Origin of the sequence: Streptomyces nitrosporeus, from assembly GCF_008704555.1 — a bacterium.
In the GTDB taxonomy this organism is placed as follows: domain Bacteria; phylum Actinomycetota; class Actinomycetes; order Streptomycetales; family Streptomycetaceae; genus Streptomyces; species Streptomyces nitrosporeus.
Genome location: NZ_CP023702.1, coordinates 3,824,530 through 3,845,875 on the forward strand (window position 1 = coordinate 3,824,530; position 21,346 = coordinate 3,845,875).

The window sequence follows — 21,346 nt, forward strand, 5'->3', positions numbered from 1 at the left end:
CCGGCCACGGCGCCCCCGTCCGGGCCCGGCCCGTCCTCAGATCCGGGTCAGTGCCCAGACACCCACCGCGAAACAGATCAGCGCGACCACCAGGACCGGGACCGCCACCACGCGTGGCGGTCCCGTCCGCGTCCGGGGAGCCGTCGCGGGAACGGGGGACCGGGCGGCCCCGGCGGCCTGGTGGGGGACGGCGTCCTGCGGGTGCCGGGCCGTGTAGGCGCGGGTGGGCGGGGCGTTCTGCGGAACCGCCGCGGTGGGCGCGTGGGCGATGCCGGAGGCGTCGGCGGGGAAACCGGAGGCGGTGTACGCGGGGGCGGGGCCGTGCGGCTGCGGGGGCGGGGGGAGGGGCGCGGACTGCTGAGGGGGCGGGGCGAGGTGGAAGCTGCCCGTCTCCGACATCCCGGCGGACGGCGCCGCGTACGGCTGCCCGGGGCCCTCCCGCCGCGGTTCGTGGGGCCGCGGCGGTTTTGGTGCCGCGGGCCCGGGGACGGCGGCTCCGCCGGTGGCCGGGCCGGCCGGCCGCGGGGTGCTCAGGGGTCCCTCCGGCCCGAACCCCTCGGGCAGCGGGCCGATCTGGTCGAACACCTCCACCGGCTCGTCGTCCGGGCCGGGCTCCGGCAGCATCTCCACCGCCGCCGTCAGGGCCTTGCGGGCGCCCGTCGCCGTGCGGAAACGGGCCTGGGGGTCCGGCTGGAGCAGCCCGGCCAGGACCTGCCAGAGGGGCTCCGGGACGCCCTGGGGGGCGCCGGGGGTGCCGTGCGCGACGAAGTACTCGATCAGGGCCTGGGAGTCCGGCTTTTTGCCCTGGAGGAGGTAGAGCGCCACCAGGCCGACGGCGAAGAGGTCCGCGGGAAAGTCGGGTTCCGCACCCAGCATCTGCTCGGGGGCGAAGTAACCCGGGGTGCCCACCACGTAGTTGGTCTCGGTCAGCCGGGGTTCGCCCTTGCGCATCGAGATGCCGAAGTCCGACAGGCGCAGATGCGGCCGGCCCGTACCGGTGGCCTCCAGCAGGATGTTGGCCGGCTTGATGTCACGGTGCACCACCCCCTCGGCGTGCACCGTGGAGAGCCCCGACAGCAGCTGGTCGAGGAGCAGGCAGACGAAGCGCGGGGGCAACGGGCCGTAGTCGCCGATGACATGGGCCAGTGAACCGCCGCTGACCAGGTCCATGGTGAACAGGACCTTGTCGTCGTCGGCGGCCCAGCTGGCGGGGGCGAGGACGTGCGGGTGCTCGATCCGCAGGGCCTGTTCCCGGACGAAGCGCAGCAGTGTGTGCGCGTCGCTCTGCTGCAGGACCTTGGCCGCCACGTACCTGCGGCGCCGGTGGTCCCAGGCGCGCCAGACGGCGCCGACCCCACCGCGTCCGATCGGATCGATCAGTTCGTACCGACCGGCGAAGACCTCACCCATTGCGCTGCGCCCGCTCCCCGTTCGTGTGCTCGGCTCGTCACCCGGACCCGGATACCGAGAGGGGCCCTGTGGGAACAGGACCCCGCGCCCGGTCGCTCAGGACCTCTTCAGCTCTGGTTGCCCTCGTAGTGCGCGACCGCGTCCGCGGTGCGCCCCGCTCCGTACACCCGGAGGAACTCTGCCAGTTCCGGGTGGCTGGGGGCGAGGGTGTCCGCCGCGTCGATGATGTCGCCGGCGGCGGCGACCGACCTGAGCAGGGACTGGATCTCGCGGACCACGCGCCGGACGGTGGGGGCGCTGCCGGTGGAGGAGGTCTGGCCGGTGCCGGTGAGGACCGAACCGCCCTGGGACTTCTTGATCTCCTCCATGCGGTCGGTGGCCTCACCGGCGCTCACACTGCCGTCGGCCACCTGGCCGGCGAGTTCCTGGAGGGCCTGGACACGCTGGACGACGGCGGGGTTCCCGATCTTGGCCCGCTGTCCGCTCATCAGCTGGGACAGCATCGGCGCGGACAGCCCGAGCACCGCCGCGAGCCGTGCCTGGTTGAGGCCGAGATCATCGATCAGCCGGCGGAAGAGCGCTCCCAGCGGCTCCCCGTACCAGCTGCGCTGAAGCTCCCTGGCTCTCGCGGTGGCCTCTTGCTGTGCTGCGTCCATGGCGTCTCCCCTTCGCTGCGGCTTCGCTGCCGCGAACCTCGCCACGCATCTTACGGAGGGCCGTTGCGGACCGGGAGTCCCAATCCTTTTGCAGGATCCAGGGGGTCACCCGGTACTCTGTTCTGCGACGGACGTCGCGGCACACGGGTGCCGGGCTCTGTCGGTGTTTCCCCGGGGCCTTAGCTCAGTTGGTAGAGCGCTGCCTTTGCAAGGCAGATGTCAGGAGTTCGAATCTCCTAGGCTCCACGGCAGAACGCCCTCCGGCCCGCTTCCTGGCGGGTCGGAGGGCGTTCTCGTGTGGTGCCGGGGCGGGCCGGCCGCTCAGGGCTTCTTGCTCCCGTCGCCGCTGCCGGACGGGCCCTCGCCGTTCTCTTCCTCGTTCCGCCCGGCCATGGCCTCCGGGCCGGCGGCAGTCTGCCCGCTGCCGTCCACCGACGTCAGCGGGGTGCGTTCGTCGGCCACCTCGGTGGGGGCGGGCGGCTCCACCAGCCAGTCGGGGTTGGCCTGCCGGTCCCACCACTTCCAGGCGGCGAACGCGCCGCCCGCGAGCGCGCCCAGCAGGAGCGCACCCTTCGCGAACCGGCCGCACCTGGCCCGGCGCTCGCGCTTGCGGACCAGCTTGTGCACCTCCGCCGCGGTCACCTGGCCCCGCAGCGCGGCCAGCGCCGCCGCGCTGCGGGCCCCGGCCTCCTCGGCCATGGGCCGGCCGGCGGCGACGGCGGACTCGACGCGCGGGGCGGCGTAGTCGGCGGCGCTCCGCGCTGCCTGGCGGGTGAGGACCGCCGCGCGCTGGGCCGCCTCGTCGACCTTGGGCGGTACATGGGTCAGCGCCTGGCCGATGCGGGGGGCGAGGTGTGCGTCGTACTGGACGCGGGCCTGTGCGGCTGCCTTCGACACCTTCGGCGCGAGCTGTGCGCGGGCCTCCTGCGTGTAGTGCACGGCCTGTTTCTTGGCCGTGTCGGCGTAGGGCGCCACCACTTCTGCGGCGTGCTGCGCGCTGCCCTTCGCCGAGCAGGTTGCGGCGCGCACGCTGTCGATGCGGGTCACGAGATCCTCCTCCTGGGTGGCGGGTCGGTACTCCGCCTGTCCACCCATGTCGAAATCATTCCCGCCCAGACCTCGGGTGCCATGCGAGGCGGCCATCCGGGGCAAAGCGGCATATGCGAGCAATTCTGTATAAACAGATCTTCCCGCTGACGATGCCACGGCGCGGGGAGGTGTGCTCCGTCTCGGCGCGCACTTGGCCGCTTTTGGCCCCGGAGAGGTGGGGGAAGTGTGGGAAAGGTGCGGGAAGGCGGGCCACCGGGTGAGCGAGTCCGTGTGCCGGGCGCCGTCCGGACGGCCGTGGGGGCGCCACGTGCGAGGATCGGGTTCCCTGAGCCGTGACGTAGGGAAGGCGGGCCGTGGCCGAGCAGCTTTTCGCCACCTTGAGGACCAGCCGGGGCGACATCGGTATCCGGCTGCTGCCGGACCACGCTCCGAGGACCGTCCGCAACTTCGTCGAACTCGCCACCGGGAAGCGGGAGTGGACGGACCCGGCGACCGGTACGAGGTCGATGGGGCGGCTCTACGACGGCACGGTCTTCCACCGGGTCATCGGTGACTTCATGATCCAGGGCGGCGATCCGCTGGGGAACGGCACCGGTGGCCCGGGGTACGAGTTCCCCGACGAGTTCCACCCGGACCTCTCCTTCACCCGGCCCTATCTGCTGGCGATGGCCAACGCCGGTCCGGGCACCAACGGGTCGCAGTTCTTCGTGACGCTCTCCCCGACGGCCTGGCTGACCGGTAAGCACACCATCTTCGGCGAGGTGGCGGGGGTCGCCGACCGGAAAGTCGTCGACATCATCGGGGCGGTGCCGACGAATCCGCGTACGCAGCGGCCGCTGGAGGCCGTGGTGCTCGAGTCGGTCGTGGTCGAGCTCCGCTGAGGGGCCCGCCGGGGGGCGTCGCAGGTCAGGGCCGCAGGTCCGGTCCGCAGGTCTTGGCCGCCGGTTCCGGCCGGATCTGTTCCGAAGGTGTGTTTGCCCCCTGCCCGCCCGGGAACCAATCGTTTTGTCCGCCCGTACTCCCGTACAACGGGTGCACGGGTGCTGTCGCGCGGCGAGGACGGGGCGAGGACCGGAAGGGACCGGGACCGATGGAGCAGCGGCCAGAAGACCAGGACGGGCCCGCGGCCGCGGGTGGTCCGCCCACCTGTTACCGGCACCCGGACAGGGAGACGGGGATCCGGTGCGTGCGCTGCGAGCGGCCGGTCTGCACGGACTGCATGATCGACGCCTCGGTCGGCTTCCAGTGTCCGCGGTGCGTGCGGGAGGGGTCCGGCACGGGGCACCACCCGGCCGCGAGCAGGCCGCGCACCCTGGCGGGCGGCGGCGTGGCGGCCGATCCCCGGCTGGTCACCAAGATCCTGCTGGTCCTCAACCTGGGGGTCTTCATCGCCGTCTCGGTGGCCGGCCGGCCGCTGCTCGACGATCTGCTGCTGTTCGGCCGCGGCCCCACGGGCGGCCCGGCGGCCGGTGTGGAGGGCGTGGCCGAGGGGCAGTGGTACCGCCTGTTCACCTCGGTGTTCCTGCACCAGGAGGTGTGGCACATCGCCTTCAACATGCTGGGTCTGTGGTGGCTGGGCGGGCCGCTGGAGGCCGCTCTGGGGCGTCTGCGCTATCTCGCGCTCTATCTGCTGTCCGGGCTCGCGGGGAGCGCGTCGACCTACTGGCTCTCCGCCGCGAACCAGGGCTCGCTCGGCGCGTCCGGAGCCGTCTTCGGGCTGCTGGGCGCCACGGCCGTGCTCATGCGCAGGATGAACTACGACATGCGGCCGGTGCTCGTGATCCTGGCGGTGAACCTGGTCTTCACCTTCAACCCCTGGGGCGCCATCGCCTGGCAGGCGCACCTGGGAGGTCTGATCGCCGGGGCGCTGCTGGCCGCCGCCATGGTCCACGCTCCCCGAGCGCACCGGAACGCGGTCCAGTTCGGAGCCTGCGCCCTGATGCTGGTGGTTGTGGTGGCGATCGTCCTCGGACGGACAGCTGCTCTCAACTGAGCGGAAAAAATCCCTTGGCGATCAGAGTTGTCCACAGAGCGTGCCGGATCTTGTGCATGACGTGGGGAACAGGTGTGCCCCTTGTCCCTGGAGTGGGGGTTTCCCGTGGAGACAAGGGGCGTCCCGGCCCTGGATGCGGGAGTGTGCAGTCATATCGGCGTCAACATGTGCCGATCAGATCACCGTCCCGCAGGGGTTATCCACAGATCGTCCGACCTTTTCCCCCGGCTGTGGATAACTCTGTGGGTAACTTCACGGCAGGGCGGGCGACGGAGCTGCGGCTACTTCCACTGCGTGGAGACGCCGAAGCCGCCGGCGATGAAGCCGAAGCCCACGACGATGTTCCAGTTGCCCAGGGCGTCCACGGGCATATCGCCCTCGGTCACGTAGAACACCACGATCCAGGCCAGCCCGATCAGGAAGAGCGCCAGCATCACCGGCGCCACCCAACTGCGGTTGGTCAGCTTTATGTTGGTGGACTGCTTCGCCTGGGGCGGCGTGAAGTCTGCCTTCTTGCGGATACGTGACTTCGGCACGAGGGACTCTCCTGTCGATGCGCTGCGTGACCGCGCAGGGATCTGTGGCTGGCGCCGGGGCGCGAGGGGGAATGCTGCCTCCCCGGGGCGTCCGTTAGCGTAGTGCTTCCGTGGCGCCTAAGGAGATAAGGGTACGTTGAGCAATTCTGCCGACTCCCCCCGAGGTCCGGTCCGCCGCATGTCCCGGTGGCCGGTACAAACGCTCACGGCAGCCGTTTTCGCCCTTGCCGGACTGATCTTCGTCACCAGCGCCAATACGGCCAAGGGCACCGATATCCGTACCGATTCCTCCCTGCTGAAACTCTCCGACCTGATCCAGCAGCGCAGCGAGCACAACGCGGAGCTCGACGAGTCGACCGCCGTGGTGCGCACGGACATCGACGCCCTGGCCCGGCGTGACGACGGGAGCACCGAGGCGGAGGACGCCGAACTCGACGCGCTGGAGAAGGCGGCGGGCACCACGAAGCTCACCGGCGCGGCCCTGACCGTCACCCTGAACGACGCCCCGCCGGACGCCACCGCCAACCCGGGCTATCCCGAGCCGCAGCCCAACGACCTGGTCATCCACCAGCAGGACCTCCAGGCCGTCGTCAACGCGCTCTGGGAGGGCGGGGCCGAGGGGATCAGGGTGATGGACCAGCGGCTGATCTCCACCAGCGCGGTGCGCTGCGTCGGCAACACCCTGATCCTGCAGGGCCGGGTCTACTCCCCGCCGTACCGGATCACGGCGGTCGGCGACCGGGGCGACCTCAGGAAGGCCCTGGAGGACTCCACGGCGATCCAGAACTACCAGCTGTACGTGAAGGCCTACGGGCTGGGCTGGCGGGTCGACGAGGACGACAAGGTGACGCTGCCCGGTTACTCGGGGCCGGTCGACCTGCATTACGCCCAGCCTGTGGAGTGACCCGTATCCCGCCGCCGAATCCGTCCCGCCCTCTAGTCTGGTCCCGTACCGAATAGGAGGGACAGCATGTACGGCTGGATCTGGCGGCATCTGCCGGGCAACACGTGGGTGCGGGGCGTGATCTCGCTCGTGCTGGTCCTGGCGGTCGTCTACGCGCTGTTCCAGTACGTCTTCCCCTGGGCGGAGCCGCTGCTCCCGTTCGGTGACGTGACGGTGGACGGCCAGGGAAGCAGTGGAGCGGGGAACAGCCGGTGAGCGCACGCATTCTCGTCGTCGACAACTACGACAGCTTCGTCTTCAACCTCGTCCAGTACCTCTACCAGCTCGGTGCCGAGTGCGAGGTGGTGCGCAACGACGAGGTGACCACCGCGCACGCCGGGGACGGCTTCGACGGCGTCCTGCTGTCGCCCGGCCCGGGGACACCCGAGCAGGCCGGCGTCTGCGTCGAGATGGTGCACCACTGCGCGGACGCCGGCATCCCGGTCTTCGGGGTCTGCCTGGGCATGCAGTCGATGGCCGTCGCCTACGGCGGCGTGGTGGGCCGCGCCCCCGAGCTGCTGCACGGCAAGACCTCGCCCGTCTTCCACGAGGGCGAGGGGGTCTTCGCCGGTCTGCCGTCGCCCTTCACCGCGACGCGCTACCACTCGCTCGCCGCCGAGCCCGACACCGTCCCCGGGGTGCTGGAGGTCACGGCGCGTACCGCCGACGGCATCATCATGGGCCTGCGTCACCGCGAACGGGCGGTGGAGGGGGTGCAGTTCCACCCCGAGTCGGTCCTCACCGAGCACGGGCACCTGATGCTGGCCAACTGGCTGGAGCGGTGCGGTGACACGGGAGCCGTCGCCAGATCGGCGGGCCTGGCCCCGGTGGTGGGCAAGGCCGCCGCGTGACAGCGGGCCGCCCCGGACCGGGCGCCGGGCCGGACGGCCCGTACGCACCGGGAGCGTACGGGTCCGACGGTACGTTCGAGGCGGCGGTGGACCAGCTCGCGGACCCGTTGAACGACCCGCTGCCGGGCGGGCACTCCTCGCCCTGGTTCCGGGCGGAGGCGCCCGTGGAAGGCGCCCAGGTGCCGCAGGGGCACCGGGCCGGAGCCCCCCAGCAGCACCCGCCGCGGCCCCGGCCGCAGGAGACGACCGAGGAGTGGTACGACCCGGAGGGCTACCGCCGCGACTGGCACACGGCCCCCGCCGCCCCCGGACCGGCCGTCGGCGGCCCTGGCCCGGCCGTCGGGGGTGCGCCGGGCACCGGCGCGCCCGGCGGGGGCGTCGCACCCGACGAGACGGTCGCCCTGCGGACGGCCGACACCCGGCGCGCCGTCCCGCCCGCCAGGGCATCGGCCGCTCCGGCCGCCCAGGACGACACCCTGGTGGCCCCGGCCGTCCCGGCCGCCCCGGACCCCCTCCCGGAGGACCGGGAGCCGCTGCCGACGGGCGGGCGGGCCGAGCGCCGCAGGGCCGCGGCCGCCAAGGGGCGCGGCAGACGGCGCCAGGAGCCTCCCGGGGCGGAGGGAGGGGGCACGGCGGCGCCGGGCGGGGCCCCCGTGCCGATGACGAGGCTGGAGGCCCGCAGGGCGGCCCGTGCGGCCAAGGACAGCCCGGCGGTCGTGGCCAGCCGGGTCGTCGGGGAGGTGTTCATCACCTTCGGTGTGCTGATGCTGCTCTTCGTCACCTACCAGCTGTGGTGGACCAACATCCGCGCCGACCAGATAGCGGGCCGGGAGACCCACCGGATCCAGGACCAGTGGGCGAAGTCGAAGGGCGACCGCAGTCCCGGTGCCTTCGAGCCGGGGCAGGGCTTCGCCATCATGCACATCCCGAAGCTGGACGTCGTCGCGCCGATCGCCGAGGGCATCGACAAGGAGAAGGTCCTCGACCGCGGCATGATCGGCCACTACGCCGAGGGGTCGCTGAAGACCGCGATGCCGTCGGACCGGAAGGGCAACTTCGCGGTGGCGGGCCACCGCAACACCCACGGCGAACCCTTCCGCTACATCAACAAGCTGAAGCCGGGCGACCCGATCGTCGTGGAGACCCAGGACGCCTACTACACGTACGAGATGGCGAACATCCTTCCCCAGACCTCGCCTTCGAACGTCTCGGTGATCGACGAGGTGCCGCGGGGTTCCGGCTTCACCGGTCCGGGCAGGTACATCACGCTGACCACGTGCACCCCGGAATTCACGAGTACGTACCGAATGATCGTGTGGGGCAAGATGGTCGACGAACGGCCGCGCAGCAAGGGGAAGCCTGACGCGCTCGTCGGCTGACGCGGGCTGGACGACATCAGGACAGGGGCGGGTGCGGTGGCAGCGAGGACCGGGCGGGAAGAGCGCGTCGACGAGCCGGCGCCTCCACCGGCGCGCCGCCGCGGCCGCCCCGTCGTCGCGACGGCGGTCAGCCTCTTCGGCGAACTCCTGATCACCGCGGGCCTGGTGCTGGGCCTCTTCGTCGTCTACTCGCTGTGGTGGACCAACGTGCTCGCCGACCGCGAGGCCGGCAAACAGGGCGCCACGGTACGCGACCACTGGGCCGAGGGCCGGGGGCCCGGCGAGCTGGACACCAAGGACGGCATCGGCTTCCTGCACGTACCGGCCATGGAGAACGGCGAGGTGCTGGTCAAGAAGGGCACCGACACCGGGACCCTGAACAACGGCATCGCCGGTTACTACACGGACCCGGTGAAGTCGGCGCTCCCCTGGGACGAGAAGGGCAACTTCACGCTCGCCGCGCACCGGGACGGGCACGGCGCGAAGTTCCACAACATCGACAAGGTCAAGAAGGGCGACGCGATCGTCTTCGAGACCAAGGACACCTGGTACGTCTACAAGGTCTACGCGGACCTCCCCCGGACGTCGAAGTACAACGTGGACGCGATCGCGCCGGTGCCGAAGGAGTCGGGCGTGAAGAAGCCCGGCCGCTACATCACGCTGACGACGTGCACACCCGTCTACACCTCGGAGTACCGGTACATCGTGTGGGGCGAGCTGGTCCGCACGGAGAGGGTCGACGCGGACCGCACCGTGCCGACTGAGCTGCGCTGAGAGCCGTCCCACCGTGCCGGCCCGACGGGCAGCGCGTCCCGGCATCAGGATCGCGGGTGCGTTTCCCCCGACATATTCCTTATCGGGTTGATTGATCGGAGATCGATAATTTCATGGCGCATTCCGAGGTGTGGTGCTTCGGATTGCGTGCAAACTTCATTGACCTTGTTGCCGGGGGCGTGGCAAGATCAAAAAAGTTGAAATCGAGTGGATCTCCGAAGGAATAATAATGCTTCTGAAACGTGTCGTTTCCGTACTGGTTTCTGTTTTTGCGCTGGGCTCATTCGGCCTCATGGCTGCTCCGGCTGCTTCGGCGGCCGGGTACGGGTGTTCCGGAAACCAGATCAACACTTATCCCGTGAAGACCAGCAGTGGCACCCTCTACGGGAACATTTATGTTTACTACGATTCTTCCACCGGGCGCAACTGCGCGGTCACGGTGAAGAATTCAACCGGTGGGTACGGATCGACCAGCTGGACGAGCGTGACGCTCGCGGTCTGCAAGACGAGCACGGCCGGGTCGCCCTGCTACACGGACGGGCAGCCCACCGTGACGGACGGCGGGTACTACAAGCAGTACGCCGGTCCGGTCAGCGTGAGCGCCGCGGGCAAGTGCATCAAGCTCTTCGGCCAGATCTCCGCCGACACCCCGATCGCCACCGGTCAGAGCCCGAGCTACGGCGTCCACTGCGGATAAGCCGGCCGGCGACGCGGAGCACCGGCGCCGCCCCCGGCCGTGAGCCGTGAGGCCGCCCTTCCGGCCCCGGGTGGCACCGCACGGCGCGGGGCGGGTGTCCGAGCCGTCCGCCGGGGATCCGCACCGCATGGGATGAGGTGCGGGTCCCCGGCGCCCGGGGACCGCGAGGCCGCATCGCGCGGTTCCCGGGGCCCGCTTCCCCCTCCGCGAACTCTGGACGGGAGGAGGAAGCCGGTTCACGTTCCCGCCCCCGTCCGTGCTTTCGGTGCCCTTACCGCTCCAGCACCTGTCCGGCGGCCTTCACCTTGCGGTCCAGTTCCGCCTTCACGCGTGACAGGGCTGCCGCGTTCTCCGCGACAGCTTTTTCCTGGAGGGCGAAGTCCACCGCGTACCAGACTCCGACCACGTTGTTCTCGTGCCGGCATTCCGCGTCCGCTTTCGCCACCTCCAGCTCACGGGTGCCGGGGAGCGGGGAATTTTTCCATTCCGGGTCGCCACCGGCGGCCAGAGGGTCCCTGTAGACGTGCCCCGCGGCTTTCATGCACCGTGACCAGGCGGCGAACACCTCTCTGGTCCGTCCGTCCTCCTGTGACCGCACCAGGGTCTCCATCTTCACGTCGACGGCGATCTGCGGATCGTACAGATCACCGTCCGCGCTCCCGGTCAACTTCTTCACGGCCTCGCCCATGCACCCGTGGTACGGCACGGTCTTTCCGTTGACCACCTGGCCGCCCGGACCGAATGCCTTCTCGGGGTCGGATGTGCCGCGGCCGGCGGTCACCATGTCAGGGCTGGTTTTTCGGGCGGTCCCGGGGGCGGGCGGGTCTGCCGGGAACCCTCCCTCCGGGTGGTAGCCCCATTTCGCCATCAGCTGGGCGTTCTGGTGGCCGTACCGGCCGTCGGTCCGTGTTTTCGGGGCGTCGCTGTCACGTGGTGCCGGGGGATCCATCACAGGCTTGTGGTCGAACCCGAACCGTGCCATGCAGAGGGAGACCGACTTCGTGTACGCCTTGTTTATGAGAGAAAGCTGGTCCGGGTTCACCAGATAGGTGTCGAGCGGCAGCGGTCTGTCGTTGGCTGAATCGATCACCGGTACGACCGGTGCGGAGGCCGGGCCGGGCGAACCGTTTTCCGTCGCCTCGCCGTCGGCAGGCTGGTGTTCTCCGCCCGCACGTGTGCAACCGATCAGCAGCAGCGGCAGGGCGATCACGCAGACAGCTGTCCTGAAGTGAGGAGGATGCACCTGAATCTTTTCTTCCGTGGACGGCTCGGTAAAAGGTGACGGGGATTTCCCGTGATCGGTGGCGGACCGCCGCCGCACGTCCGCCAGGGATGACGGGCAGGCCCTCGGGGGATGCGCCGTGGCGGTCCCGGCCGACGGGACGCGGACAGGACCGCCACGGGAACACATGGGTGTCAGCCCACCTGGGAGGCGCCGAGCTTGCCCGATGCGTTGTCGTTCTTCAACGGCTCGGAAAGGTTGATCAAATGCCCCGGTGCGACCGTGATGCAGGCGACGCTGCAGTCGTAGTTGCTGTTGTAGTAGAGGTAGAAGTTCCGCGGAGTTCCACGGTTGTCCACCGCTCCGGCGTTGTTCTTCACCGATATGCCGGCGCCAGAACTTCCATTGGCGCCCGCCTTGAAGTAGCGGCCCGAGTAGTCAGGGATGTTTCCACTCTGCGCGAAGTATGCTCCGTATCCGTAGGAACTGGAGTTGTAGTAGAGGCATACCTCGTCGAAAAGGCAGTCGTAGGCGGGTGCCGCAGATGCCGTACCGGCTGCCCCTACGACTGCGGCAAAAGCCACGAAACCAGCGGCAACGGTTTTTCTCGCACGCATTTATTTTTCTCCCTGGTGCTCTGATCCATGGGGAAACTCTGACTTCGAGGAGCGTACTACGGGAAGTTGATCATGGGTAGATGCCGACTTCCGGTAGGAATTATTTTTACTTGAGCGTGCCTTACGGGTGTAAATTGCCTCATAGAGCTCGTAACGCGATCTTCGAAACGTGCTGGTCGGCCGTGACCGGTGTGAGGATTCGGGCGTTCGTGACGGTGCGGGTACGCGGCCGCGGGTCGTGGACGACGACGTGTGGGCGCTGATCGAGCCTCTCCCGCCGTCCTGGCCGGAGCGGTCTTTGAGGCCGGTGCCGGACCGGCTCTTGTCACGACGCGAGATCGTGGACCCGGACCCGCAGACACCGTCTTCTGAGCCTGTCCGGGAGAGGGAGGGTGTGCCGGCCGGCCGATTCCCGCGGGTACATCCCACTCGACGTCGGCGTAGGCGGACCACAGCGGCCGGGATTCCGCATGCGGGAGCGCCGCGCAGATGATGGCGGCAGAGCCGCGGTGGCGCCTTTGGCGAACGTGCCCGGGACAGCGACGAGGGCTCCGGCCCACCTCACGGTGGGCCGGAGCCCTCGTCGTCATCGCGTGCGGGGCCGGTCAGTCTCCGCTGCCACCGAAGAGACCGCCGAAGTCGCCTCCGCCTTCGCCTCCGCCACCGACGGTGATCAGGGTGACCGTGCTGCCCTTGTCGGCCGGGGTGTCGACACCGGGATTGCTGCCCATCACCTTGCCCTGGTCGGACGAGCCGGGCTGGAGCGCCACCACGAAGCCCAGAGCTTCGAGCTGGGCCTTCGCCTCCCCGTAGTTCTTCCCGCGGATGTCACCGGGGATCGTCACCTTCTCCGGCTCGGCCGGCCCCTTGGAGATGTCCAGGACGATCTGGGTGTCCTTGGCCTGCTTGCTCGGACCTTGGGGGGTCTGGCCGACGACGGTGTCCTTCGGCTGGTCGGAGTCGACGTACCGCTGGGAGATGTTGGTGAAGCCGATACCCCGGAGCTGCGCCTCCGCCTCCGCGTAGGACCGGTTCAGGACCGGGAGATCGAGCAGGGCCTCCTTGGCGACCGTGATCGTGATCTCGGACTCCTTCTTCGCCTTGGAGCCGCCCTCGGGGTCCTGCTTGGTGACCGTGCCCGGGGTCGCGTCGGACTCCACCGAGGTGACGTTCACCGTGAAGCCCTTGTCCTCCAGCTCCTTGCGGGCGGTCTCCTCGGTCTTCTCCACGACGTTCGGGACCTCGACCTCGGGGGCGCCCGTGGAGACCACGACCGTGACGGTGTCGCCCTTCGTCATCTTCGCACCGTCGTCCGCCGCGGGGCTCTGGCTGCAGACCTCGCCCTCGTCCTGCTTCTCGCAGGGCTCCTTCGAGCCGACCTTGAGGACGACCCCGGAGTTGTCCGCGAAGTCCTGCGCCTTCTCGACCGTCAGGCCGACCAGCTGCGGCACCGGTGTCTTGTCGTCGCCGCCGCTGTCGGTGGAGAGCGCGCGGCCGATGAAGATCGCGCCGATGAGCACCAGGACACCGGCGACGACCAGCAGGATCGTCGAGGTGTTGCTCTTCTTCTGGCCCTGGCGCCGGCGGTCCGGGCGGTCGTCGTAGCCGTAACCGCCGTCGTCGGGGTTGACCGGCGGCAGCATGGACGTCGGGGCCCCGTTCGGGTCCGCCGCGCGCAGGGCCGTGGTCGGCTGGTCGTTGGCGTAACCGTCGTAGGCGCCGTAACCGCCCGCGCCCATCGCCGCCGCGGCCGCGACCGGCTGGCCGTCGAGGCAGGCCTCGATGTCGGCCCGCATCTCGTCGGCCGACTGGTAGCGGTAGTCGGGGTCCTTGGTGAGCGCCTTCAGCACGATCGCGTCCATGGCGGGCGTGATCTCGGGGTCGAAGTTGCTCGGCGGCTGAGGCTCCTCGCGTACGTGCTGGTAGGCGACCGCGACGGGCGAGTCACCGACGAACGGCGGCCGGACCGCGAGGAGTTCGTAGAGCAGACAGCCCGTGGAGTACAGGTCGGACCGCGCGTCGACCTGTTCACCCTTCGCCTGCTCCGGGGAGAGGTACTGGGCGGTGCCGATGACGGCGGCGGTCTGGGTCATCGTCATGCCGGAGTCACCCATCGCGCGGGCGATGCCGAAGTCCATGACCTTGACCTGGCCGGTGCGCGTCAGCATGACGTTCGCCGGCTTGATGTCGCGGTGGACGATCCCGGCGCGGTGCGAGTACTCCAGCGCCTGGAGGATCCCGACCGTCATCTCCAGGATGCGCTCGGGCAGCAGCCTGCGCCCGGAGTGCAGCAGCTCCCGCAGCGTCGAGCCGTCCACGTACTCCATCACGATGTACGGGATGGACACACCGTCGACGTAGTCCTCGCCGGTGTCGTAGACGGCGACGATCGCCGGGTGGTTGAGCGAGGCGGCCGACTGGGCCTCCCGGCGGAAGCGGGCCTGGAAGGACGGGTCGCGGGCGAGATCGGCCCGCAGCGTCTTCACAGCGACGGTGCGGCCGAGCCGGGTGTCGTGCGCGAGGTACACCTCGGCCATGCCACCACGGCCGAGCACCGAGCCCAGCTCGTACCGGCCGCCGAGGCGACGCGGCTCTTCCATAACTGATCCAGCCCTCTCCGTCAGTCCCGACCGCACCCGTGTGTGGTCCGGCGGTGCGCTGTTCCCGCTTACGCTACCGGGCTTGCCACGGGTGATCGCCCCGCACCCGACAGCTGATATCCGACCGGTATCCCAATGTGCTGGACCGGACAGAAGTTGTGACCGGAGTCACTTCTTTCCGTCGAGTACGGCCTTCATCACGCTCTTGGCGATCGGAGCGGCCAGCCCGCCGCCGGAGATGTCGTCACGCACGGCCTTGCCGTCCTCCACGACCACCGCCACGGCCACCGGCGACCCGCTGTCCGTCCTGGCGTACGAGATGAACCACGCGTACGGCTTCTCGCTGTTGTTGAGGCCGTGCTGCGCGGTCCCCGTCTTGCCACCGACTGTGACGCCGTCGATCCGGGCGTTGGTTCCCGTGCCGTCCTCGACGACGGTCTCCATCATCCGCTGCACCTTCTGGGCGTTCTCCGCCGAGAGCGGCCGGCTCAACTGCTCCTTGTCATGGGTGTAGATGACGTCGAGGTTGGGCGCCTGGCGCTGGGCGACCATGTACGGCCGCATCAGCTTGCCGTCGTTGGCGATCGCGGCGGCCACCATGGCCATCTGGAGCGGTGTGGCGCGGTTGGAGGCCTGGCCGATGCCGGCCATGGCGTTCTGCGGCCGGTTGTCCTTCGGGTAGACGGCGGCGTCGGCGCGGACCGGGGTGAAGACCTCTTCGTTGAAGCCGAACTTCTCGGCCTGTTCGATCATCTTGTCGTTGCCGAGGTCGTCGCTCATCTTGCCGAAGACGGTGTTGCAGGACCAGCGCAGGGCCTCCCGCAGCGAGGCGTTCTCGCAGGGGATGCTGCCCTCGTTCTGCAGCAGGTTGGTCGAGAGCGGGAGGCGCCACGGCAGCGGGGACTCGGTCTCGGCGTCGATGTCGCTGTAGAGGCCGTTCTCCAGCGCCGCGGAGGCGGTGACCACCTTGAACGTCGAGCCGGGCGGGTAGGTCTCCCGCAGGGCCCGGTTCAGCATCGGCTTGTCCTCGTCCTTCAGGAGCTTCTGCCAGGCCTCGGAGTCCTTCATCGAGTTGCCCGCGAAGTCCGAGGGGTCGTACGAGGGGGTGCTGGCCAGCGCCAGGACCGCACCGGTCCGCGGATCGAGCGCGGCGACCGCGCCCTTCTTGTCGCCGAGGCCCTCGAAGGCGGCCCTCTGCGCGGCGCCGTCGAGGGTGGTGACGATGTTCCCGCCGGTCTGCCTCTCGCCGGTGAACATCGACAGGGTCCGGTCGAAGAACAGCTGGTCGCCGTTGCCGCTGAGGATGCCGTCCTCCAGGTTCTCCAGCTGGGAGGAGCCGAAGGCCTGCGAGGAGAAGCCCGTGACGGGCGCCCACAGGGGGCCGTCCTTCCAGACCCGCTTGTACCTGAAGTCGCTGCCCGTGGTCTCGACGGAACCGGTGACCGGTTCGCCGTCGACGATGATGTCGCCGCGTTCGTGGGCGTACCGCTCGATCTCCACCCGGCGGTTGTGCTCGTTGGCGTTCAGCTCGTCGGCGCGGACGTACTGGAGGTAGTTGGTGCGGACCAGCAGCGCCAGGACGAGGATCCCGCAGAACATCGCGATCCTGCGGAGCGGCTTGTTCACGGACGGACCACCTGGGTCATCTCGGCGTCCGGGGACGGCGCGGGAGCCGGGGCGGGCCGGCGGGCGGTGTCGCTGATCCTGATCAGGATGCCGATCAGGGCCCAGTTGGCGATGACGGACGAACCACCGGCCGCGAGGAACGGCATGGTCATACCGGTCAGCGGGATGAGGCCCATGACACCGCCGGCGACGACGAAGACCTGGATGGCGAAGGAGCCGGAGAGGCCGATGGCCAGCAGCTTGCCGAACGGGTCGCGGGCGGCGAGCGCGGTGCGCACACCGCGCTCGACGATCAGGGCGTACAGCAGGAGGAAGGCCATCATCCCGGCCAGTCCGAGCTCCTCGCCGACGGTGGCGAGGATGAAGTCGGAGTTGGCGGCGAAGCCGATGAGGTCGGAGTTGCCCTGACCGAGCCCCGTACCGAGGGTGCCACCGGAGCCGAAGGCCATGAGGGACTTGGCCATCTGCTCACTGGCGGCGATCTCGCCCCAGCCCGCGAAGGGGTCGAGCCAGGCGGTCACACGGTCCTGGACGTGCGGTTCGAAGGAGGCGACGCCCACCGCGCCGGCGGCGGACATGGCCAGGCCGAACACGATCCAGCTGGTGCGCTCGGTGGCCACGTACAGCATGACGACGAACATGCCGAAGAACAGCAGCGAGGTGCCGAGGTCCGTCTCGAAGACCAGGATGAGGATCGAGACCGCCCAGATCGCCAGGATCGGTCCGAGGTCGCGGCCGCGGGGGAGGTACATGCCCATGAAGCGGCGGCTGGCGAGTGCCAGCGCGTCGCGCTTGACCATCAGGTAGCCGGAGAAGAACACGGCGATGATGATCTTGGCGAACTCCCCGGGCTGGATCGTTCCGACGCCGGGGATCTTGATCCAGATCTTGGCGCCGTTCACCGCGGGGAAGAACATCGGCAGGATGAGCAGCACGAGCGCGGCCAGCATCGAGATGTAGGTGTAGCGCTGCAGGATCCTGTGATCCTTCAGGACCAGGAGGACGACGACCAGCAGGGCCACCCCTGCAGCCGAGAACATCAGCTGCTTGGACGCGGCGGCGACGAAGTCCCGGGTGTTCTGGAACCGCTCGGACTGGTCCAGGCGCCAGATCAGCGCGAGCCCCAGCCCGTTCAGCAGCGTGGCCAGCGGCAGCAGCAGCGGGTCGGCGTAGCGGGCGAATCTCCGTACGGCGAGGTGTGCGACACCGCCGAGCAGCGCCAGTCCCAGCCCGTAGCCGAGCATGCCGGCGGGGAGTTCGCCGTTGAGCGCGAGGCCCACGTTGGCGTACGCGAACACCGAGATCAGCACGGCGAAGGCGACGAGCGCCAGCTCGGTGTTACGGCGGCTCGGTGCGTCGATCGCGCCGATGGTGGTGGTGTTGGTGACAACGCTCATGGTGCTGAAGGCCCCCTACGGCTTACTGCTTACCGCACTGCTGGGCCAGCTTCGTCTCTTCCTCCGAGAGGCTGGGGCCGGGAGTGGGGGTCGCGGTCTTCTCGGACTTCTCGGGCTTCTCGGGCTTCTCGGCGGACGGAGTGGCGGCCTCGCTGTCGGCGGCTTCCTTCTGCTTCTGGGCCTTGGCCTCGGCGGCGCGGCGCTGTGCGTCCTTCTCGCAGGCGGTCGCCTGCAGTTCGAGTCTGCCGACCTTCGCGCGGGCGTCCTCGATGTTGCCCGCGGTGATGGTCGCCTCGACCTGCTTGCGCTGGTAGGGCGGGAGGTACTTGAGTTCGATCTCGGTGCTCTCCTCGACCTTGGAGAGCGATACCCAGCCGAGGTCCTGGCTGATCCCGCGGAACAGCGCGACGTTGTCGCCCTTGGTGCCGACGTAGAACTGCGTCTGGGTCCAGCGGTAGCCGCCGTAGACCCCGCCGCCGATGACGGCCAGGGCCAGCACGGTGTAGAGCGACCGCTTCAGCCATCTGCGGCCGCCGCGGGGCTTGGCGAAGTCGTCGTCGGTGTACGAGCTGAAGGCGTCGTCGGGGCCGGGGCCGTACCCGAGGTCACCGCCGCTGCCGGGCGGCCCGAAGCCTCCGGAGGGCGGCGGGACGGGACGGCCGAGGCCGGCCGCGCGCCCGGCGGGCGTCTCCATGGCCCGGCCGTCGCCCAGCTGGGCGGCCTGGTTCTCGGCGACCGCGCCGACGACGACGGGGCTGTCGTTGAGCTGCCCGGCCAGGGTGTCGCCGCTGTCGACGTCCAGGACGTCCGCGACGATGCAGGTGATGTTGTCGGGGCCGCCGCCGCGCAGGGCGAGCTGGATGAGCTCCTGGATGGTCTCCTGCGGGCCCTGGTAGCTGGCCAGGGTCTCTTCCATCGTCTGGTGCGAGACCACGCCGGAGAGGCCGTCGGAGCAGATCAGGTAGCGGTCCCCGGCCCGGACCTCGCGGATGGAGAGGTCGGGCTCCACGTGGTCGCCGCTGCCCAGGGCCCGCATCAGCAGGGAGCGCTGCGGGTGGGTGGTGGCCTCCTCCTCGGTGATCCGGCCCTCGTCGACGAGACGCTGCACCCAGGTGTGGTCCTGGGTGATCTGCGTCAGCACACCGTCGCGCAGCAGGTAGGCGCGCGAGTCGCCGACGTGGACCAGCCCGAGGCGCTGACCGGTCCAGAGCAGGGCGGTGAGCGTGGTGCCCATGCCCTCCAGCTGGGGGTCCTCCTCGACCATCACGCGCAGCTGGTCGTTGGCCCGCTGGACCGCCGTACCGAGCGAGGTGAGGATGTCGGAGCCCGGGACGTCGTCGTCGAGCTGGACGAGGGTGGAGATCACCTCGGAACTGGCGACCTCACCGGCCGCCTGTCCGCCCATGCCGTCGGCGATCGCGAGGAGGCGGGGACCGGCGTAACCCGAGTCCTCGTTGCCCTCGCGGATCATTCCCTTGTGCGATCCGGCGGCGAAGCGCAGGGACAAGCTCATGCGCACCTCTCCCGTCGGCTCGCCGGTCGACTGTCGCGCCAGCCGGTCTCGAGCCACACTGCCCACCCTCCGGTCGGGAGCCGGACGGGGTCCAGGGTCAGGACCGCCGCGGCTCGCTCGCTCCGCTCGCTCATTGTCGTACTACTTCCGCAGCTCGATGACGGTCTTGCCGATGCGGATCGGCGCGCCCAGCGGAATCGGTGTCGGTGTGGTGAGCCGGGTCCGGTCGAGATAGGTGCCGTTGGTGGACCCGAGGTCCTCGACGATCCACTGGCCGTCCCGGTCCGGGTAGATCCTGGCATGCCTGCTGGAGGCGTAGTCGTCGTCCAGCACGATCGTCGAGTCATGGGCGCGGCCCAGGGTGATGGTCTGCCCCTGGAGTGCGACCGTGGTGCCGGTCAGCGTGCCTTCGGAGACGACCAGTTTGGTGGGCGCGCCGCGCCGCTGGCGCCCGGACTGCTGGCGCTGCGGCGGCGGTGCCGCGGCCTGCCGGCCGCCCTGCTGCGGACGGGCGTCGCTCACCGTGCGGCGTGAGCCGCGCTGTGTGACACGCGTGCCGAACAGGTCGCTGCGGATGACCTGTACGGCCACGATCACGAACAGCCACAGAACAGCCAGGAAACCTAGCCGCATGACCGTGAGGGTCAGCTCTGACATTGCCCCCGCTTCACCCTTCGGCTTGCCGGTAAACGATGGTGGTGCTGCCCACGACGATCCGCGAGCCGTCGCGGAGCGTAGCGCGGGTGGTGTGCTGCCCGTCCACCACGATGCCGTTGGTGGACCCGAGGTCCTGGATCGTCGAGGGCGTTCCGGTCCGGATCTCGCAGTGCCGGCGCGATACGCCGGGGTCGTCGATCCGCACGTCGGCGTCGGTGCTCCGGCCCATCACCAACGTCGGGCGGGAGATCTGGTGGCGGGTGCCGTTGATCTCGATCCAGCGCCGCACCTGGGCGTCCGGCGCGGGGCCGGGCGCGGGCTGCGCGCGCCAGTCGCCGGCCGGTCCGCCCGAGCGTGCGCCCGGCGGCGGGGCCGCGGGCATGGGCGGGGCGGCGGCGGGCGGGTAGCCGTAACCGCCGGGCGCCTGCGGGGCGCCGGGGCGGTTCGGCTGGGCGTAGGGAGCGGGGGCGGCCTGCTGGCCTCCCTGTTGTGACGAACTCGACGCCAGCGTGCGGCTGCGGACGCGGTAGAGACCCGTGTCCAGGTCGTCCGCCTTCTCCAGGTGGACCTTGATGGGGCCCATGAAGGTGTACCGCTGCTGCTTGGCGTAGTCCCGGACCAGTCCGGACAGTTCGTCGCCGAGCTGGCCGGAGTAGGGGCTGAGGCGTTCGTAGTCCGGCGTGCTGAGTTCGACGATGAAGTCGTTGGGTACGACGGTCCGCTCGCGGTTCCAGATCGTCGCGTTGTTGTCGCATTCGCGCTGCAGGGCACCGGCGATCTCTACCGGCTGCACCTCGGACTTGAAGACCTTGGCGAAGGTGCCATTGACCAGACCTTCGAGACGCTGCTCGAAACGCTTCATGACTCCCATGGGGCACCTCCTCCGGTGTGGTCGTCCCTGTACTGCTTGCTGATCGTATCCACGCGTGGGGAAATCAGCTGGTTCCCCTTGTCCGTGCGGTGGATGAGTGTCACCCCTCACACGGATCGTAGAGGTGGCCTCCTGCCAGTGTCCCGCACTCCGGGCGCACTCAGAAGGAGTGGGGGCGGGCTCGTGGGGTTCCCGCTTCCCTCCGTGGGTCCCGCGAAACAACGGATGTGATTCCACCCCCGCCGACGTGCTAATCTTCCGGATGTCGCCAGGGGCTCGCACCGAAAGGTGAGAGGGCCTGGAAACACCACTCATGCGCGAGTGGCGGAACGGCAGACGCGCTGGCTTCAGGTGCCAGTGTCCTAACGGACGTGGGGGTTCAAATCCCCCCTCGCGCACAGGTCGGACACCGATGAGGTGTCCTGGCAGTACCGACGGGAAGGTCGGCACCGAGATATCGGTGCCGACCTTTTCGCTGTACCCGGAGGCTCGGGGGCCGGGCGTGTCCGGGCCGGGCGGACGGGTTGTGGGGACGGTCACACGGGAGCGCCGGC

Annotated in this window: 20 protein-coding genes and 2 tRNA genes; 10 read left to right on the top strand and 12 right to left on the bottom strand. The window is 69.6% G+C overall.

Translation table 11 applies throughout. The features are described from left to right. Positions 1-36: 36 nt before the first annotated feature. On the bottom strand, positions 37-1,410 hold the full coding sequence (locus tag CP967_RS17020) for a serine/threonine protein kinase (protein WP_150488786.1): 1,374 nt from the start codon (positions 1,408-1,410) through the stop codon (positions 37-39). Positions 1,411-1,517: 107 nt separating this feature from the next. Beyond that, positions 1,518-2,066: a helix-turn-helix domain-containing protein gene (locus CP967_RS17025; RefSeq protein WP_150488787.1), complete on the bottom strand. Its 549-nt coding sequence runs from the start codon at positions 2,064-2,066 to the stop codon at positions 1,518-1,520. A 173-nt stretch (positions 2,067-2,239) separates the two neighbouring features. Here CP967_RS17025 and CP967_RS17030 point away from each other — a divergent pair. Further along, positions 2,240-2,312, top strand: a tRNA-Ala gene (locus CP967_RS17030). 75 nt (positions 2,313-2,387) lie between these two features. Here CP967_RS17030 and CP967_RS17035 read toward each other — a convergent pair. After that, a complete protein-coding gene (locus tag CP967_RS17035; RefSeq protein ID WP_150491897.1) occupies positions 2,388-3,113 on the bottom strand; it encodes a DUF5324 family protein in 726 nt (241 codons plus the stop codon). A gap of 356 nt (positions 3,114-3,469) precedes the next feature. On the opposite strand from CP967_RS17035, the gene CP967_RS17040 reads away from it, so the two are divergent. Both CP967_RS17040 and CP967_RS17045 read left to right on the top strand, forming a co-directional pair. Continuing rightward, positions 3,470-3,997 (top strand): peptidylprolyl isomerase, encoded by a 528-nt coding sequence (locus CP967_RS17040; protein WP_150488788.1) that lies wholly within the window; start codon positions 3,470-3,472, stop codon positions 3,995-3,997. A gap of 209 nt (positions 3,998-4,206) precedes the next feature. Beyond that, a complete protein-coding gene (locus CP967_RS17045) occupies positions 4,207-5,109 on the top strand; it encodes a rhomboid family intramembrane serine protease (RefSeq protein ID WP_150488789.1) in 903 nt (300 codons plus the stop codon). A 281-nt stretch (positions 5,110-5,390) separates the two neighbouring features. Here CP967_RS17045 and crgA read toward each other — a convergent pair whose 3' ends face one another. Next, positions 5,391-5,645, bottom strand: a complete 255-nt coding sequence (gene crgA / locus CP967_RS17050; protein WP_150488790.1) for a cell division protein CrgA — start codon at positions 5,643-5,645, stop codon at positions 5,391-5,393. A 178-nt stretch (positions 5,646-5,823) separates the two neighbouring features. Here crgA and CP967_RS17055 point away from each other — a divergent pair, with 178 nt between their 5' ends. The 6 genes from CP967_RS17055 (at position 5,824) to CP967_RS17080 (ending at position 10,289) form a co-directional block, all read left to right on the top strand. Further along, positions 5,824-6,549, top strand: coding sequence for a DUF881 domain-containing protein (locus CP967_RS17055; protein ID WP_150488791.1), 726 nt, complete (start codon positions 5,824-5,826; stop codon positions 6,547-6,549). A 66-nt stretch (positions 6,550-6,615) separates the two neighbouring features. Then, positions 6,616-6,804, top strand: a complete 189-nt coding sequence (locus CP967_RS17060) for a hypothetical protein (protein WP_150488792.1) — start codon at positions 6,616-6,618, stop codon at positions 6,802-6,804. Then, positions 6,801-7,439, top strand: a complete 639-nt coding sequence (locus CP967_RS17065; protein WP_150488793.1) for an aminodeoxychorismate/anthranilate synthase component II — start codon at positions 6,801-6,803, stop codon at positions 7,437-7,439. The genes CP967_RS17060 and CP967_RS17065 overlap by 4 nt, the downstream gene beginning before the upstream one ends. Further along, positions 7,436-8,818 (top strand): class E sortase, encoded by a 1,383-nt coding sequence (locus CP967_RS17070; protein WP_150488794.1) that lies wholly within the window; start codon positions 7,436-7,438, stop codon positions 8,816-8,818. The genes CP967_RS17065 and CP967_RS17070 overlap by 4 nt, the downstream gene beginning before the upstream one ends. A 36-nt stretch (positions 8,819-8,854) precedes the next feature. Next, positions 8,855-9,592, top strand: a complete 738-nt coding sequence (locus CP967_RS17075) for a class E sortase (protein WP_150488795.1) — start codon at positions 8,855-8,857, stop codon at positions 9,590-9,592. A 358-nt stretch (positions 9,593-9,950) separates the two neighbouring features. Continuing rightward, complete coding sequence (locus CP967_RS17080; RefSeq protein WP_150488796.1) at positions 9,951-10,289, top strand: hypothetical protein; 339 nt, start codon at positions 9,951-9,953, stop codon at positions 10,287-10,289. A 271-nt stretch (positions 10,290-10,560) separates the two neighbouring features. Here the strand turns inward: CP967_RS17080 and CP967_RS17085 are convergent, their stop codons facing one another. The 8 genes from CP967_RS17085 to CP967_RS17120 all read right to left on the bottom strand — a co-directional run bounded on the left by CP967_RS17085 (position 10,561) and on the right by CP967_RS17120 (position 20,792). Further along, positions 10,561-11,499, bottom strand: coding sequence for a hypothetical protein (locus tag CP967_RS17085; RefSeq protein WP_150488797.1), 939 nt, complete (start codon positions 11,497-11,499; stop codon positions 10,561-10,563). A 206-nt stretch (positions 11,500-11,705) separates the two neighbouring features. Further along, the gene (locus CP967_RS17090) at positions 11,706-12,128 is read right to left on the bottom strand and encodes a hypothetical protein (protein ID WP_150488798.1); all 423 of its coding nucleotides are present in this window, start codon (positions 12,126-12,128) and stop codon (positions 11,706-11,708) included. Between the two features lie 605 nt (positions 12,129-12,733). Beyond that, positions 12,734-14,728, bottom strand: coding sequence for a Stk1 family PASTA domain-containing Ser/Thr kinase (gene pknB / locus CP967_RS17095; protein ID WP_150488799.1), 1,995 nt, complete (start codon positions 14,726-14,728; stop codon positions 12,734-12,736). A gap of 168 nt (positions 14,729-14,896) precedes the next feature. Continuing rightward, a complete protein-coding gene (locus CP967_RS17100) occupies positions 14,897-16,354 on the bottom strand; it encodes a peptidoglycan D,D-transpeptidase FtsI family protein (protein ID WP_150488800.1) in 1,458 nt (485 codons plus the stop codon). Further along, entirely contained in the window at positions 16,351-17,751 is a 1,401-nt protein-coding gene (locus CP967_RS17105; RefSeq protein WP_150488801.1) for an FtsW/RodA/SpoVE family cell cycle protein, read from the bottom strand. The genes CP967_RS17100 and CP967_RS17105 overlap by 4 nt, the downstream gene beginning before the upstream one ends. A 22-nt stretch (positions 17,752-17,773) precedes the next feature. Then, entirely contained in the window at positions 17,774-19,264 is a 1,491-nt protein-coding gene (locus tag CP967_RS17110; protein WP_150488802.1) for a Stp1/IreP family PP2C-type Ser/Thr phosphatase, read from the bottom strand. A 141-nt stretch (positions 19,265-19,405) separates the two neighbouring features. After that, a complete protein-coding gene (locus CP967_RS17115; RefSeq protein ID WP_150488803.1) occupies positions 19,406-19,921 on the bottom strand; it encodes an FHA domain-containing protein FhaB/FipA in 516 nt (171 codons plus the stop codon). A 10-nt stretch (positions 19,922-19,931) separates the two neighbouring features. Further along, on the bottom strand, positions 19,932-20,792 hold the full coding sequence (locus CP967_RS17120) for an FhaA domain-containing protein (protein WP_167535394.1): 861 nt from the start codon (positions 20,790-20,792) through the stop codon (positions 19,932-19,934). A gap of 315 nt (positions 20,793-21,107) precedes the next feature. On the opposite strand from CP967_RS17120, the gene CP967_RS17125 reads away from it, so the two are divergent. After that, a tRNA-Leu gene (locus CP967_RS17125) sits at positions 21,108-21,190 on the top strand. Positions 21,191-21,346 lie beyond the last annotated feature (156 nt).

Excerpts from the sequence above, each read along its gene's own strand:
- CP967_RS17020 (WP_150488786.1), bottom strand. The coding sequence starts at position 1,410 with ATGGGTGAGGTCTTCGCCGGTCGGTACGAACTGATCGATCCGATCGGA.
- CP967_RS17025 (WP_150488787.1), bottom strand. The coding sequence starts at position 2,066 with ATGGACGCAGCACAGCAAGAGGCCACCGCGAGAGCCAGGGAGCTTCAG.
- CP967_RS17045 (WP_150488789.1), top strand. The coding sequence starts at position 4,207 with ATGGAGCAGCGGCCAGAAGACCAGGACGGGCCCGCGGCCGCGGGTGGT.
- CP967_RS17055 (WP_150488791.1), top strand. The coding sequence starts at position 5,824 with ATGTCCCGGTGGCCGGTACAAACGCTCACGGCAGCCGTTTTCGCCCTT.
- CP967_RS17060 (WP_150488792.1), top strand. The coding sequence starts at position 6,616 with ATGTACGGCTGGATCTGGCGGCATCTGCCGGGCAACACGTGGGTGCGG.
- CP967_RS17090 (WP_150488798.1), bottom strand. The coding sequence starts at position 12,128 with ATGCGTGCGAGAAAAACCGTTGCCGCTGGTTTCGTGGCTTTTGCCGCA.
- pknB (WP_150488799.1), bottom strand. The coding sequence starts at position 14,728 with ATGGAAGAGCCGCGTCGCCTCGGCGGCCGGTACGAGCTGGGCTCGGTG.
- CP967_RS17105 (WP_150488801.1), bottom strand. The coding sequence starts at position 17,751 with ATGAGCGTTGTCACCAACACCACCACCATCGGCGCGATCGACGCACCG.
- CP967_RS17110 (WP_150488802.1), bottom strand. The coding sequence starts at position 19,264 with ATGAGCTTGTCCCTGCGCTTCGCCGCCGGATCGCACAAGGGAATGATC.
- CP967_RS17115 (WP_150488803.1), bottom strand. The coding sequence starts at position 19,921 with ATGTCAGAGCTGACCCTCACGGTCATGCGGCTAGGTTTCCTGGCTGTT.
- CP967_RS17120 (WP_167535394.1), bottom strand. The coding sequence starts at position 20,792 with ATGGGAGTCATGAAGCGTTTCGAGCAGCGTCTCGAAGGTCTGGTCAAT.